14 protein-coding genes are annotated in these 14,694 nt (G+C 42.8%); all 14 read left to right on the plus strand.

The annotated features are described in order from the left end of the window. The first annotated feature begins 35 nt into the window (after positions 1 to 35). The 14 genes from rimP to EHR07_RS05380 all read left to right on the plus strand — a co-directional run bounded on the left by rimP (position 36) and on the right by EHR07_RS05380 (position 14,650). Positions 36 to 524 (plus strand): ribosome maturation factor RimP, encoded by a 489-nt coding sequence (gene rimP / locus EHR07_RS05315; protein WP_135744119.1) that lies wholly within the window; start codon positions 36 to 38, stop codon positions 522 to 524. Positions 525 to 528: 4 nt separating this feature from the next. Beyond that, positions 529 to 1,926, plus strand: coding sequence for a transcription termination factor NusA (gene nusA / locus EHR07_RS05320; protein WP_135744120.1), 1,398 nt, complete (start codon positions 529 to 531; stop codon positions 1,924 to 1,926). A 15-nt stretch (positions 1,927 to 1,941) separates the two neighbouring features. Next, on the plus strand, positions 1,942 to 4,659 hold the full coding sequence (gene infB / locus EHR07_RS05325; protein WP_135744121.1) for a translation initiation factor IF-2: 2,718 nt from the start codon (positions 1,942 to 1,944) through the stop codon (positions 4,657 to 4,659). 10 nt (positions 4,660 to 4,669) lie between these two features. Next, positions 4,670 to 5,086 carry a 30S ribosome-binding factor RbfA gene (gene rbfA, locus EHR07_RS05330; RefSeq protein ID WP_135744122.1) on the plus strand — a complete coding sequence of 139 codons (417 nt, stop codon included), beginning with the start codon at positions 4,670 to 4,672 and terminating at the stop codon, positions 5,084 to 5,086. 132 nt (positions 5,087 to 5,218) lie between these two features. Then, entirely contained in the window at positions 5,219 to 6,148 is a 930-nt protein-coding gene (truB, locus tag EHR07_RS05335) for a tRNA pseudouridine(55) synthase TruB (protein WP_135744123.1), read from the plus strand. A gap of 26 nt (positions 6,149 to 6,174) precedes the next feature. Then, complete coding sequence (gene rpsO, locus EHR07_RS05340; protein ID WP_100742754.1) at positions 6,175 to 6,441, plus strand: 30S ribosomal protein S15; 267 nt, start codon at positions 6,175 to 6,177, stop codon at positions 6,439 to 6,441. A gap of 5 nt (positions 6,442 to 6,446) precedes the next feature. Beyond that, complete coding sequence (gene pnp / locus EHR07_RS05345) at positions 6,447 to 8,537, plus strand: polyribonucleotide nucleotidyltransferase (RefSeq protein ID WP_135744124.1); 2,091 nt, start codon at positions 6,447 to 6,449, stop codon at positions 8,535 to 8,537. A gap of 37 nt (positions 8,538 to 8,574) precedes the next feature. Then, a complete protein-coding gene (locus EHR07_RS05350) occupies positions 8,575 to 9,861 on the plus strand; it encodes a M16 family metallopeptidase (RefSeq protein WP_135744125.1) in 1,287 nt (428 codons plus the stop codon). Positions 9,862 to 10,002: 141 nt separating this feature from the next. Next, on the plus strand, positions 10,003 to 10,446 hold the full coding sequence (gene dut / locus EHR07_RS05355) for a dUTP diphosphatase (protein ID WP_135744126.1): 444 nt from the start codon (positions 10,003 to 10,005) through the stop codon (positions 10,444 to 10,446). 73 nt (positions 10,447 to 10,519) lie between these two features. Then, entirely contained in the window at positions 10,520 to 11,317 is a 798-nt protein-coding gene (gene flgG, locus EHR07_RS05360; RefSeq protein ID WP_100790205.1) for a flagellar basal-body rod protein FlgG, read from the plus strand. Then, entirely contained in the window at positions 11,317 to 12,267 is a 951-nt protein-coding gene (gene flgA, locus EHR07_RS05365; RefSeq protein WP_135744127.1) for a flagellar basal body P-ring formation chaperone FlgA, read from the plus strand. Before flgG ends, flgA begins: the two co-directional genes overlap by 1 nt. Before the next feature lie 15 nt (positions 12,268 to 12,282). Continuing rightward, positions 12,283 to 12,981 (plus strand): flagellar basal body L-ring protein FlgH, encoded by a 699-nt coding sequence (locus EHR07_RS05370; protein WP_238777761.1) that lies wholly within the window; start codon positions 12,283 to 12,285, stop codon positions 12,979 to 12,981. 14 nt (positions 12,982 to 12,995) lie between these two features. Next, positions 12,996 to 14,132, plus strand: a complete 1,137-nt coding sequence (locus tag EHR07_RS05375; protein WP_238777763.1) for a flagellar basal body P-ring protein FlgI — start codon at positions 12,996 to 12,998, stop codon at positions 14,130 to 14,132. Positions 14,133 to 14,167: 35 nt separating this feature from the next. Continuing rightward, entirely contained in the window at positions 14,168 to 14,650 is a 483-nt protein-coding gene (locus tag EHR07_RS05380) for a rod-binding protein (protein WP_135744129.1), read from the plus strand. Positions 14,651 to 14,694 lie beyond the last annotated feature (44 nt).

Here is a 14,694-nt window from a genome sequence, read left to right on the forward strand (position 1 = left end):
TATACAGATTCCTTTGGGAATCTTTTGGAAATGGTTTGGTATATACCGAGGAAAACATCAGAGAACTTATTTTACGCGTTCTCGCTCCACCTCTAGCGCTTTTTTCGCTCCAAGTACAGAATCGGAAAAACCACGCCCTCATTGAGATAGAACTTGATCATCTCACAGACAAAACTGGCTCTGCTAGTTTGGAAGACTGTGAGAATGTGTCTAGGAGACTCAAAGAGGAGCTGGATTTATGGGGAGATGAATTTGATTTCACTCTCCAAGTCTCCTCCGCGGGAGCAGAACGTGTTTTGCGCCTGCCGGAGGATTTAAGTCGTTTCCAAGGACTTTTAGTTAAACTAGAAGTACCGCTGGAAACAGGGAAATGGGACAAACGATTGTATCGTTTGGGACCGGTTTCGGGGGATTCTGTTGAGCTTACGCTTTACGATCGTAAAACTCGACACAAAAAGAACCAAAAATCGGTATTGATGCCCATCGCAGAAATACGAAAGGGAAATTTGTATTTAGAAATTTAAGACTATGGCGACAAAACAAGCAACGAAAGAAACTGGGCTATTCGAAGCCATCCAACAATTCTGTCAGGACAAATCTCTTGATAAAGACCTCGTATACGGTGTCATCCGCGACTCCCTTCTTGCCGCCTATCGCAAAAAAGTCGGTTTAGAAGCGGAAACAGATGACCGTTGCCAAGTCGACTTTGGATCCGACAACAAAAACGAAATCATCATCTCCGTACTACGTGATGTGGTAGAAGATAAAACAACAAACCCTCTAGAGATCTCTTTGGAAGACGCGCAAAAATTGGACCCAAAAGCAGAAGTGGGAACCCAAATGAGAGTGTTTGAAAAACCTCAAGACCTTTCTCGGGTTCTTTCCAGCCAAGCCAAACAAATGGTATTCCAACGTTTGCGAGATATGGAAAAAGAATTACTCTACCAAGAGTATAAATCCAAAGAAGGGGAACTCACTCACGGGTACTTCCAACGTTGGAAAAAAGACATCATGTCCATCGACCTGGGTAAGGTAGAAGGGATCATGTTAAAAAAAGACCAAAACCCTGGGGAAAAATACCGCCAAGGGGATCGTCTGAAAGCCATCATTTCTCGTGTAGAACTTCGTCCCCGCGAACCAATGCCTGTCATCACACTCTCTCGTGCTTCGGGTGACTTTGTGAAAAAACTCTTCGAAATGGAAATTCCCGAAGTTTATGACGGCATCGTAGAAATCAAAGATGTTGCCCGCATTCCATCTTACAGAACCAAGGTGGTTGTTACCACAAGTAAGTCTGATGTAGATCCTGTGGGAGCTTGTGTAGGAATGAAAGGGGTTCGGATCCAAGCCATCGTTCGTGAACTTGGAAACGAAAGAATCGATATCGTCCTTCATTCAGATGAACCTAGTGTATTCATCGCCAATGCGATCTCACCGGCAAAACCAGTCGAGGTACATGTGGACAGAAAAAGAGGAGATGCTCTTGTCATCGTTCCTGATGAATCTCTTTCTCTTGCCATCGGAATCAACGGGTCCAACGTAAAACTTGTATCCCAACTTTCCGGTTTCAAAATCGACATCAAAACCGTATCCCAATACAACCAGGAACTAGCTTCACCAGAAGCTCGTGAAAAACTGGATCGACTCTTCAATGCCCAACAAGAAGCAATGGAAGAATCAGAAGACCAATATGATGGTGCTTCAGAAGAAGGTGATGAGGACTCTGAGTTCACTCCACTTTCTGAAGTTCCTGGTCTTACCCCAAGGATCGTTGGCCTTCTCGAAGCCGGCGGGATCAAAAATGTGGAAACCCTTCTCGAGTTCAGCCAAGAGGAACTTTCGAAAATTTCCGGAATCGGGAAAACGACAGCAGAGCAAATTTTACGCCTGCTTCGTGAATCTATCGAATGGGTAGAAGAGGGTTAAGTTTTAAGGCATAATATGGAAGAGCAAAAATCGATTAAAGAAACCCTCCAGCAGGGAGCCAGTGGTGACAAAACCAAGAAAAAACTTGTCATCAAGAAAAAAGCGGCACCTGCAGATGAGAAAAAAGAATCCAGTGCGAACACGCAAGCACAAGAAACAGCAAAACCTGTTTCGACTCCTTCGCAAACTTCGGACAAAAAGAAGGATTTGAATGAACTCATTCGTGAGGAAGCTAAAAGACAGGGACTCGGTTCCGGTCCGCAAGCTCCTTCCCAAGCATCACCTATTGTGTCCCGGCCAGAAAGAAAACCGGAACCACAACCAGAACGAGAAAGACCTCCGATGGATCGTAAACCCGAATCCATCCTTTCTGGTGATACTTCTTCCCCTAACTACCGTTCCGGCGGTGGTTCCGGCCAAGGTGGCCAACAAGGGGGAGGAAACCAAGGTTATTTTAGAAAAGAAGATCGTAACCCTATTGTATCTCGTCCTACGACTCCGCGTCCGCAAAGACCGGAAGGACAGGGCGGCGGTTACCAAGGAAATCGCGGGCCTGGCCAAGGTGGTGGCGGCTACCAAGGAAATCGCGGACCTGGACAAGGTGGCGGTGGTTACCAAGGAAATCGCGGACCCGGACAAGGTGGCGGTGGTTACCAAGGAAATCGCGGACCTGGACAAGGTGGCGGTGGTTACCAAGGAAATCGTGGACCTGGACAGGGTGGCCCCGGTGGTTACCAAGGAAACCGTGGAGCTAGACCCATCGGCCAAGGTGGACCTGGTAGTGGCACGGGAAGACCTCCTGGCGATGCTCCGTTTGGTGCACCTGGTGGACCTCCCGGTGCCGGTGGTGCCAGCGGTGCCAAAAAGAAAGTATTCGATAAAGAAAAGGGCGGAAGAGAAGAAAACGAAAACACAAAGTTTTTCAAACAATCTTTCCGCAAACAAAAGGCACAAGCAGCTGCGCTTGCAGCAGTCCCTAAAGAAATCTCCATTTTGGAAAACATCCAAGTGGGAGAGATTGCTAAAAAATTGAATTTAAAACCTGGTGAAGTCATCAGTAAACTCATGAAAATGGGGATGATGGTGACCATCAATAACGTGATCGATGCAGAAACTGCTTCTATCCTTGCTGACGATTACGGTTGTAAGGTGAAAATTGTTTCCCTTTACGATGAAACCGTCATCGAAGAAGAAAAGGATGATCCAGCAGATTATATCACACGTCCTCCTGTTGTGACGATTATGGGTCACGTGGACCATGGTAAAACGAAACTCCTTGATACCATTCGATCTTCTCGAGTGGCAGAAGGAGAATCGGGTGGAATCACTCAGCACATCGGTGCTTACCAAGTAGAAACAGAACGCGGAAAAATCGCCTTCCTCGATACACCTGGTCACGAAGCCTTTACTTCGATGAGAGCACGTGGTGCCTCCGTAACCGACATTGTTGTGTTAGTGGTTGCAGCCGACGACGGGGTGATGCCTCAAACGATTGAAGCCATCAACCACGCCAAAGAAGCAGAAGTGCCAATTATTGTTGCGGTCAACAAAATTGACCTTCCAGCCGCTAACCCAGAGAAGGTAAGACAAGAACTCTCTAACTACGGTTTACAACCAGAAGAATGGGGTGGAACAACCATCTTCTGTGATATCTCTGCTAAAAGTAATATTGGTATTGATAAACTTCTTGAGATGTTAATCATCCAAGCAGAACTTCTGGATCACAAAGCCAACCCAAAACGAAAAGCAAAAGGAACCATTGTGGAAGCAAAACTCGATCCAGGTCGTGGTGCTGTGGCTACGGTTCTTATCCAAAACGGAACTCTTCGTGTAGGTGATGCATTTGTTGCAGGAGTGCATGCGGGACGTGTTCGTGCGATGTATGACGACCTTGGTCGTTCCATCAAAGAAGCGGGCCCATCCTTTCCAGCTCTTGTGACAGGACTCGATGGGGTCCCTGATGCAGGTGCTCCCTTTGATGTGGTGATTGACGACAAAGAAGCAAGAACCATCTCTCATAGCCGTCAAGATTATGAAAGACTCGGCCAATCAAAGAATGCGGCTACTCGTGTGACACTCGACAATATGAGTGAGATCATCAAACAAGGTGCTCTCAAAGAACTCAAAGTGATCATCAAAGCAGACGTTCGCGGATCTACAGAAGCGGTGAAAGAAGCACTAGAAAAACTTTCGACTGCCGACGTTCGCCTCAATGTAATCCATGCGGGAACAGGTGCGATTGTGGATTCTGATATCATTCTCGCTTCCGCATCGAATGCAATCGTGATTGGTTTCCATACTCGTGCGAATCCAAAAACGGTTTCCCTTGCTGAGAAAGAAAAAGTCGAAATCAAATACTACAGTATCATCTACGATGTAGTGAACGAAGTAAAAGCGTCCATGGAAGGAATGCTCGAACCGGAAAAAGTGGAAAACATCATTGGTAAAGTTGAGATCAGAGATGTATTCAAAATTTCCAAAGTGGGTAACATTGCAGGTTGTATGGTGAAATCTGGTAAGGTAACCAAACAAGCCTATGTTCGAGTTGTTTCGAGCGAAACCGGTGAAATCACTTGGGAAGGTAAGATCAAAAACCTCAAACGTATGAAAGACGATGTGGCTGATGTTCTGACTGGATTTGAGTGTGGTATCTTACTCGATGGATTCAATGACTTCTCTGTGGGTGACGAAATCGAAGCATACGAGATTCGCGAGATTGCTCGTAAACTGTAAGGTAGCGTAAATGAATCCTATTCGAATGAAAAAACTCGAATCGGAGATCATTCGCCTTATCTCCACGGCCATATTGGAAGGTAAGGTAAAAGACCCTCGGGTTTTTTTGCCGAGTTTCCACCGAATCGAAATTAGTGAAGACTTAAAGTATGCGAAAGTATACTTTACTGCTCTTTGTAATAACAACGAAAGAAAAAAACTCACACAAGGGCTTGTCTCTTGTGCTGGTTTTTTATCTTCGCTTGTCGGTAAAAATTTACACTTACATACCAATCCAAAATTTAGTTTTGTCTGGGATAATAATTACATCAAAAGTTTGGAAGTGAATCGTCTGATTGATGAGTCTGCTCCGAAAACTCTTTTTGAAGAACTCCATCCAGACCAGTCCGAATCTAATACGGATTTAGAAGAGGATTCGGATACTTAAATATCCTTTTCATCCCAAACAAAATCTGATGGTGATGGAATTAACCAAGAGTAAAGTTAAGGAACGTAAAAAAAGAATTCTTTTTAACGTTTTTGTTGTCTTGCAACTTACTTTGATTTGGTGACAATTCTTATGTCTAAACCCTATCATTCTGGATTTTTATTTGTTTATAAACCACCTGGAATCACAAGTTCCGATTTGGTTTTGAAAACCAAACGGATCTTAGGTCAAAAATCCGTGGGCCATACAGGAACCCTTGACCGGTTTGCAGAAGGACTTCTCATTTTACCATGTGGGGACTATACTGCTTTCTCCCAAGTATTTCTCGGAAAAGATAAAACTTATCTGGCCGAGGTAATCGTGGGACTTCGCACCGATTCAGGTGACCCAGATGGGGTTGTGGAAGTGGATGAAAGGGAGACGATCCTACCTCGTTTTGAATCCGAATTTCCGATCAATCGTTTGGATGCGGAACTAGAATCTCTCACCAAACAAAAGACGCAAAAAGCCCCGAAAATTTCTGCACTCAAAGTCGGAGGAAAACGTCAGTCCGACCTTTTTCGAGAAGGTACAGTGGTAGAGGAAAAAGAACGTGCCATAACCATCCATTCCGTAAGGGATATCCAAAGGACGAAAGAGGGGTTTTCCTTTCGAATCCATGTAAGTTCTGGAACCTATATCCGCAAAATCATCTTAGACCTTTCTGAAAAATGGGGAATACCTCTTTCTCTAGGGAAACTCGTCAGAGAATCCATTGGTGAATACGATTTGAACGGGGTGAAGACCTTCGACCAAATTTCTGACAAGGACCTCAAGAATTGGAAAGAAGTGTTCCCGCTTCCCACACGCATCGTGGATGAAACTGAAAAAAAAGCTGTGATCCACGGAGGATACATCTGGGACAAACTTCCAAAACCTGTCGAAAACGGTTTTTATATCGTGGACGCAGACGAAAAAACCATCCTTGCTTGGTGTGATTACGAAGGGAAACCGGACCACATTCCTTACCGGTATCGGAAAGTATTTTTTGACCCTTCTGCAAAAATTATGTTTTCTAAATGAGACCTTATTAAAATCTGGACACTAGTATGATCACAAAAGAACAAAAACAGCAGATCATTGCTACATTCGGTAGCAAACCAAACGACACAGGTTCTGCAGAAGTACAAATCGCTCTTCTCGACTCTCGAATCAAAGACCTTACTGAGCATTTCAAAGCGAACAAGAAGGACTTCCACTCTCGCCGCGGTCTAATCGCAATGGTGAACCAGAGAAAGAGTTTGTTGGAATATTTGAAAAAATCCAACGTAGAAAGTTATAAAAAGCTGATTGAAAAACTCGGCCTTAGGAAGTAATTCCTATGGCTACAGAGTTCACTGGTTCTTGGGGTAGAGACTCTATCACCATTGAGACCGGCAAGTGGGCAAAACAAGCTCACGGGTCGGTTGTATACAAAACCGGAAATTTGGTCCTGCTTGCCACTGTTTGTGCAGCTGACGAACCAAAAGAAGGACAAGATTTTTTCCCACTCACTTGCGAATACACGGAGAAAGCTTACTCGGTAGGTCGTTTTCCAGGCGGTTACTTCAAACGTGAAGCAAAACCGGCAGAACACGAAGTTCTCCTTTCTAGAATTTTAGATCGTCCCATTCGCCCTATGTTCCCTGAAGGTTACTTCTCGGAAGTTCAACTTCTCGTACAAGTATTATCAGCAGACAAACAAGTTTCTGTCCAAGGTCATGCGATTAACGCAGCTTCGGCGGCACTTTCTGTATCATCGATTCCTTTTGCGGGTCCCATTGCCGGTGCTCGTATCGGTCGAATTGGTGGTGAGTTTATCTTAAACCCAACGAACGAAGAAATTACAAAATCCGATTTGGATTTGGTTGTTGCGGGAACTAAAGATGCCATCGTCATGATCGAAGGGGAAGCAAACGAAATCTCCAAAGAAGATATGATGGCAGCCCTTCGTTTTGCACAAGAACAGTTGAAAGTGGCTGTGGCAATGCAAGAAGAGTTGGCTAAGAAAAATGGAACTGTCAAAAAGGAAGTTGTTTTAAAAGCTCCTGATAAAGAACTCCATGCAAAAATTCGTGAGTTCGCGTTTGATCGTTTGACTGCTGCTAACAAAAATGCAGACAAAGCAAAACGTAACGATGACATCAAAGCCATTAACAAGGAAACAGTAGAACATTTTAAAACTCTACTCGCTCCAGAAGATAAATCAAAAGATATCAAACATTTTTTACATGAATTAGAATATGAAGTAGTCCGCGAACTTGTGCTAGGCGAAGGAATTCGTTTTGACGGTCGTAAAACCAACGAAATACGTCAAATTTCTTGTGAGATCGATGTGCTTCCTGGACCTCATGGTTCGGCAGTTTTTACCAGAGGACAAACACAATCACTTGGGGTCATGACACTCGGAACCACTTCCGACAACCAAAGATACGAAACTTTGGAAGGTTCTAAAGAGAAGAACTTTATGTTGCATTACAATTTCCCAGCTTTCTCTGTGGGAGAGGTGCGACGTAACTCAGGTCCTGGCCGACGTGAAATTGGACATGGAAACCTAGCAGAACGTGCGATCAAAAAAGTCCTTCCTTCTCAGACCGATTTCCCTTATGTCATTCGACTAGTTTCTGAAATTTTAGAATCCAATGGATCTTCCTCAATGGCATCCGTATGTTCGGGAACCTTAGCCCTAATGGCTGGGGGAGTTCCGATTTCTGGTCCTGTGTCTGGAATTGCCATGGGTCTTTTCAGTGATGAAAAAGGTCGTTTTGCAGTTCTTTCCGATATCGCCGGTATCGAAGATCATTTTGGAGATATGGATTTCAAACTCGCAGGAACCAAAAAAGGGATCACTGCTTTCCAAATGGATCTAAAAGTCAACGGACTTGGTTTGGAAGTTTTACAAAAAGCCATCGAACAAGCAGAAGTAGGTCGTGACCATATCCTAGGGGAGATGAACAAAGCCATTTCTTCTGTGAAAGGTAATTTGAGCCTCAATGCACCACGCATCACTCAAAAACAAATTCCAAAAGATCGAATTGGTGAACTCATTGGCCCAGGTGGTAAAATGATCCGTGCGATCATCGAACAATCTGGATCAGAAATTTCTGTGGATGACACAGGTAAAGTGACCATTGCTTCACCAAGTGAAGAGTCTAAAGCAAAAGCCATCGCCATGATCGATGGGATTTTTGAAGAAATCGAAGTAGGAAAAATCTACGATGGCGTCATCAAACGAATTGCTGATTTTGGTGCCTTCGTGGAAATTCTTCCTGGTAAAGAAGGTCTCTGTCATATCTCTAAATTGGATGTGAAACGAGTGCAATCGGTTCGTGATATTGTTTCCGAAGGGGACAAAATCCAGGTAAAGGTAATTTCCGTTGATAAAATGGGAAAAATCGATCTTTCTCGTAAGGATGTTCTTTTAGACAACTAAACAGTCCCCAAACAACTGTTTGGGGGGAGTAAAACCAATGGCATCCGTCATCGAGTGTAAACGAACCGTTTTACCCAATGGGTTAACGGTTCTCTTTCAACCTATGAAACACGCATCCTCTATGGGGGTGGGTGTTTTTTTAAAACAAGGCAGTCTTGCCGAAACTAATTCCGAACATGGTTACTTTCACTTTTTAGAGCATATGCTCTTTAAGGATACCGAACGTAGAACGAGTAAAGAAATTGCGGAATCCATCGAAAGAGTCGGTGGAATTCTAAATGGTTCGACTGGTCGTGAATACACACAGTACTACGTGGTCGCGATCAAAGACCAAGCAGAACTTGCTTTTGATATTCTTTCCGATATGTTATTTCGTCCTCTCTTTCGCAAAGAAGACATCCATACGGAAAAAGGTGTCATTATGGAAGAAATGCGTTCTTATGAAGACGCTCCTGATGACTTTGTTTATGATTATTATTTTCGTAATATCTTTGAAAAGTCACCTTACGGACGTGATATCATAGGTACCAAAAAATCTGTCACTGGGGTCAGTGAAAAATCCATCCGGACATTCTTTCAAAAACACTATTTCCCTAAAAATATGGTGATTTCCGTTTCAGGAAATTTTACTTGGGAAAAAATTTTGGACCTAACTAATAAATATTTTTCTTTTGAAAATCCAAAGGGAAAAAATCCGACGGAACTTATCATTCCAGCACCTAAAAAAAGTTATTCGAAGCATTTGGAGCGCCGGAAAATCGAACAGTTCCATATCATGCTTGGTGTGAATGGAAACAAACGGGATTACCGAACCGTAACTGTCACCCAACTCATTTCGACAATCCTTGGTGGGGGAATGGCATCTCGTCTTTTCCAAAACATCAGAGAAAAAGAAGGACTTTGTTATAGCATTTATAGTTTTCCTTCCTATTACAAAACTACGGGATTATTTTCTATTTCTTCTGCGACTTCCAAAGAAAAGGCAGCACGTTGTGTGGAACTCATTCTAAAGGAACTCGAAAGTATTTCCAAAAATGGGTTTTCCAAATCGGAACTTGCCGATGCAAAATCTAACCAAATGGGTTCGATTGCCATAGGATACGAACTTCCCGAAAACCGAATGAATAATATTGGTCTCCAAGAAATTTATTATGGTAAGTATTTTTCTTTGGAAGACCGAATGAAATCCATCAAGTCTGTGACCTTAGAGGAAATCAATGAAACCGCTAAACAGTTGTTTGATTTAAAGAAAGTGCATTTGTCTTGTGTGGGAGATATGTCTGAATCTCAGTTTGCCAAAATCCCTGTCCAGTTTGGTGGTTAGGTGAAAAAGGCCGGAAAGAAGCCAGAATGAAGACTGGAAAAAAACAAACTTCACAAAGAAGATACGAAGCAGGTAGGATCTTTGGCAAGAACCTTCTGGCCTGGAACCAATAAAAAGAAAACAAAGCAAACAAAGGACAAAATGAAATTACCTGAAATCCAAATTCAGATCTTAAAAGAAGGAGCTGTCATCCCTGAATATAAAACCCAAGGGGCTGCGGGGATGGATTTGTCTGCTTGCCTCACTGAAAACCTCATCCTTCCCCATGGCGAAGTGGTTTTTGTTCCGACAGGTCTTGCGATGGCCATTCCGGAAGGGTATGAAGGCCAGATTCGTCCAAGGAGTGGATTTTCTACCAAAAACCGGATTTTGATGCCAAATAGTCCCGGAACCATCGATTCTGATTATCGGGGAGAGATCCTTATCCCACTTTTAAACTTAAGTGGTGCCGACTTTGTTTTGGAGCCGGGTACTCGGGTGGCCCAAATGGTCCTTCACTCGGTAGCCCAACTTCCCATCCAAGTTGTGGCCGAACTTTCGGCTACAGAAAGGGGAGCCGGCGGATTTGGGAGCACGGGAAAATAAGACATAATTAGAAAAAAAAGACACTTAGCTTTTTTTAAACTCTACCGATAGGAAGCTGTAGAGGTGCCTTTTTATGATGCGATCCCTTTGGACCGGTGCTACCGGGATGATTGCCCAACAATTCCATATTGATACGGTGGCCAATAACCTTGCCAACGTAAACACCACTGGTTTTAAAAAGAATCGTGTGGACTTCGAAGATTTAGTGTACCAACACCAAGTGCTTGCGGGAACTCCAGCCACCTCTGTTTCCGAAATTCCTACTGGTGTGAATGTGGGGCACGGGGTAAAAGTCGCCGCCACACAGAAGTTATTCGAAATTGGATCTTTCCAAGCCACAGGAAATAAACTAGACCTTGCTCTAACTGGCGAGATGGCGTTTTTTAAAATCCAAATGCCCGATGGCACTTTCTCTTACTCAAGAGATGGATCTTTTAAAATTGATTCGAACCAACAAGTGGTGACCTCTAACGGTTACTTACTCGAACCACCGATCATCCTACCTGAAAATGCAATTCTCAATACCCTAATGGTTTCCGAGGAAGGGGAAGTGACTGTAAAAATCGGTAACGACATTCGACCCACAACCATTGGCCAATTGGAACTCTACCGGTTTGTAAACCCGGCAGGTCTCCAAGCAGTGGGGAAAAACTTGTTTCGTGAAACTGTGGCGTCTGGTCCTGAGATTCCAGGGATGCCTTCGCAAGAGGGATACGGAAGTGTCTTACAAGGATTTTTGGAAATGAGTAACGTAAAAATCGTGGAAGAGATGGTGAATATGATTGTGGCACAAAGGGCCTATGAATCCAATTCCAAAACCATCCAAACCTCAGATAACATGCTTTCTACGGCGATTGGACTCAAACGTTAATGAAACTTTGGGTTCTATTATTTTTTAGTTTGATTCTTTCTTTGCCAATGGTGGCAAAGGAAAAAGATTTTCGACTCTACTTAAAACCCAAAACCATTGTGGGTGCAGGGGAGATTCGTCTTTCTGATTTTACCAACTGGAAAGGAAATTGGAACCCAGTCATTTTTCAAAATTTACAATCACCAAAAATTCTGACTCCTGAACAATTGGTAGATGTTTTAAATTCTCGTTATAGTTCAGAAACAAAAGGAACAGGTGAATCTGTTTCCTTTGAAGTGATGGGAAAAGAGGGGATCTTACTTCCAAAAACCGCTACAGTTTCAAAAAAAGAATTGGAACGTTCTCTTTGGATGGATCTGAAAGAATCCGTAGAACAGACGATTGGTGAAGAAGGAGATTTGTTTCGGTTGAGTTCCGAAAAAGATTCTATCCTTACGATTTCTGGAACGAAACTCGTTTGGAGAAATACGGGTCGCACCCTCCACGGGGGGAAAAGGCTTTTCCCATTGGATTATTATTTTGAGGGAAAGATGATCCATTCGGAATCGGTTCCTTTTTTGATTGAAGAAAAGAAAAAGGCTTACTTTACAACAAAAGAAATCCCGGCAAAAACTGTACTAACAGAAGAAGATGTAGAACTTCGCTCCTTTTTTACCGCGGATCATAACAGGGAGTATGTGGAAGAAAGTCCTGTTGGGAAAACAGCCCTTGGAGCACTCGCCAGTGACACTACCATTGAAAAAAAACAGGTGAGAACTTTGCACACCATTGAAAGAGGACAAGAAGTACAACTTGTGTATACCACTGGGAATCTATTCTTAAAAATCAAAACTAGGGCACTGGCATCGGGAAACAAAGGGGATGAAATCCCTGTTCTCAATCTGGCTTCCCAAAAAATCATAAAAGCTAGAGTCCAAAATGAAGGGATCTGCCTTCTGGAAGAAATTTAAGGGGACTTCTGAATCATGTTGAAAGATAAACTTACAAAGATTCCAACGTTAGTTTTTTCTTTTTTATTTCTACTTATTCTATTGTTATTCTTTACATCTGCTTCTACTTTGTTTGCGGATTCTCTTTGGAAAGACAAGGATCCGTATTCGTATCCGAAAACCATCCAACCAGGGACTGTGGTAAAGGTAGTTTTAAAAAACGAGCTTCGAGTGGAATATGAGTCCGAATACAAAGCTACTTTTGATAACGATATCAAAACGGTTCCCGATAAAAAGTTAGTTCCTGACCTTCCAACTTATAACTCGAATTCCACATACATGCGTTCCAAAGTTGGTAAGTCCAAATCTCAAGGCAAAGTGGTAGGTGTCATGGCAGTCCTTGTTACAGGGATTGATCCGGGTACGGGGAATTTGGAACTTGAGGGAAGTAAGGTATTTAATTTATCGGAAGAAAGAATTAACCTTCGTTTGTCGGGAACTATTTCTCCTGAAGATTTAGACAAAAATCGATTCATTTCGAGTGATCTGATTGCCAACTTAAGAGTGGAATACCAAGGAACTTTAAATCCTAAAGAACTCACTAATCCGAACATCCAAATGAAACGGATCACAAATCCCGATGGAAGTGTAACGGAAAAAGCAGAACTATCAGAACAAGAAAAACAAGAAATCATTTTAAAGAATATCAAACGACTCTTAGGTGAAAGTGAGTAAATAGAATGTTATCCATGAATCAAAATCAAACTTACCTAGAGTTTAAAAAAGAAACTTTCCGATTTTTCTCAAAACCATTGGTAGCAAGTGTAATTTTCCTTTTGGGAACTCTCCCTAGTTTTGCTGTAGAAACGAGACTCAAAGATTTAGTGCGGATTGATGCAGTTCGCGAAAACCAACTCACAGGTTTTGGGCTTGTGGTTGGTCTTAATGGAACAGGAGATACTAAAAATCCTCTCACAGAAGAAGCCTTACAAAATTACCTCGCAGGTCTTGGTGTGAATACCAAAAAGAATCTAAGAGATGCCAAAAACACAGCTTCGGTGCTCATCACAGCCAACGTTCCTGTCAACTTAAAAGAAGGGGATAAAATTGATGTTTTGGTTTCGTCTCTTGGGGATGCACGTTCTTTGGAAGGAGGAGTGCTTTTGCAATCGCCACTCAAAGCAGGGAATGGAGAAACCATTGCTGTTGCTTCCGGCGTACTCGCGTTTGGTGGAAAAGAGAAAAAACGTGGTGGGGCTGATAAAAAATCAGGATCCAATACGGCTCTTGTTCCTATGGGTGCGATTTTGGAAAAATCGGTTCCCAATGCCCCTGTGACAAAATCAGTCAAACTCACACTTCTCGAAAAAGATTACACAACGATGGGAGCCATTGTGGATGCCATCACTGCTGAACTTCAAGTTGTGCCAGAAGTAGTCTCTCCCACAGAAGTCCTGGTTCCCCTTCCTCTAAAAACCACTGGCCAAACTTCCGCCGGAGAAATGGCAACAGGAGAACCTAAACTGGATTTGGCCTTTCTTGCTAAGTTAGAAAATTTAACGATCAATTCTTCGCCTGTGGCCCGTGTGGTGATCAACGAAAGGACAGGGACGATCGTGATGGGAGCAAATATTGCCATTGATGAGGTGGCCATTTCCCAACAAGGTCTGACCATTCAAATTGCCAGTAGAGACAAGGCTCGGTATTTTTTTCCCATCCAAGAAGAAGGCAAAGGCGAATCTGTTTTTGTTTTAAAAGAAACCACCCAAGTTTCGGATGTGGTGGGAGCTCTCAACAAGGTGGGGGCTTCTACCCGGGACATTATTTCGATTCTTGAGGCTTTAAAGAAACAAGGGGCTTTAAAAGCAGAACTTGTGATTCAGTAATTGGAAAATCTGCCGATAGATTTAGTAGACATAATATGGACATTCACAAAATCCAAGACTATTCGAATCGCCTAAGCCGCTCCCAGGATGAATCCATCCTCACCCGGATGAAGTCCTATGCGGATGAGATGAAACCATCGAAAAAGGATGGAATTTCTGATTTTCAGAATCTACTAGAAAACCACGAAGAAATTATGGGGAAGGTGAGTTCATCTTCCTTACGAGTCCCACAAAATATTCGTGAGGAGATCAAAGAAGATCCTTATAGAAAAAAACTGTATGATGCATCCGTAGAATTTGAGTCTGTATTTGTGAAGATGATGTTAAAGGAAATGAAAAACACCATTCACAAAGAAAAACTCATTGATGGTGGTTATGCGGAAGAAATTTTTGAAGACATGTTATACGACGAGTATGCAAAAAACATTTCCCAAAACGAATCGATGGGACTTGCCGAAGAGATCTACAAACAAATGTCAGCCTCTCTCCCACCTGTGAAAAAAAATCCATATTTCTAAAGCGAATTTCTAAAGTCAGTCTTTCTCAAAAACTCAGAAAATAA

This window comes from Leptospira bandrabouensis (assembly GCF_004770905.1).
Classification (GTDB): Bacteria; Spirochaetota; Leptospiria; order Leptospirales; family Leptospiraceae; genus Leptospira_A; species Leptospira_A bandrabouensis.

What these genes read in the sequence shown, in the direction of transcription:
- nusA (WP_135744120.1), top strand. Translation starts at nt 529, where the DNA reads ATGGCGACAAAACAAGCAACGAAAGAAACTGGGCTATTCGAAGCCATC.
- pnp (WP_135744124.1), top strand. Translation starts at nt 6,447, where the DNA reads ATGGCTACAGAGTTCACTGGTTCTTGGGGTAGAGACTCTATCACCATT.
- dut (WP_135744126.1), top strand. Translation starts at nt 10,003, where the DNA reads ATGAAATTACCTGAAATCCAAATTCAGATCTTAAAAGAAGGAGCTGTC.
- EHR07_RS05380 (WP_135744129.1), top strand. Translation starts at nt 14,168, where the DNA reads ATGGACATTCACAAAATCCAAGACTATTCGAATCGCCTAAGCCGCTCC.
- infB (WP_135744121.1), top strand. Translation starts at nt 1,942, where the DNA reads ATGGAAGAGCAAAAATCGATTAAAGAAACCCTCCAGCAGGGAGCCAGT.
- flgA (WP_135744127.1), top strand. Translation starts at nt 11,317, where the DNA reads ATGAAACTTTGGGTTCTATTATTTTTTAGTTTGATTCTTTCTTTGCCA.
- rpsO (WP_100742754.1), top strand. Translation starts at nt 6,175, where the DNA reads ATGATCACAAAAGAACAAAAACAGCAGATCATTGCTACATTCGGTAGC.
- EHR07_RS05350 (WP_135744125.1), top strand. Translation starts at nt 8,575, where the DNA reads ATGGCATCCGTCATCGAGTGTAAACGAACCGTTTTACCCAATGGGTTA.
- truB (WP_135744123.1), top strand. Translation starts at nt 5,219, where the DNA reads ATGTCTAAACCCTATCATTCTGGATTTTTATTTGTTTATAAACCACCT.
- flgG (WP_100790205.1), top strand. Translation starts at nt 10,520, where the DNA reads ATGATGCGATCCCTTTGGACCGGTGCTACCGGGATGATTGCCCAACAA.
- EHR07_RS05375 (WP_238777763.1), top strand. Translation starts at nt 12,996, where the DNA reads ATGAATCAAAATCAAACTTACCTAGAGTTTAAAAAAGAAACTTTCCGA.
- EHR07_RS05370 (WP_238777761.1), top strand. Translation starts at nt 12,283, where the DNA reads ATGTTGAAAGATAAACTTACAAAGATTCCAACGTTAGTTTTTTCTTTT.
- rbfA (WP_135744122.1), top strand. Translation starts at nt 4,670, where the DNA reads ATGAATCCTATTCGAATGAAAAAACTCGAATCGGAGATCATTCGCCTT.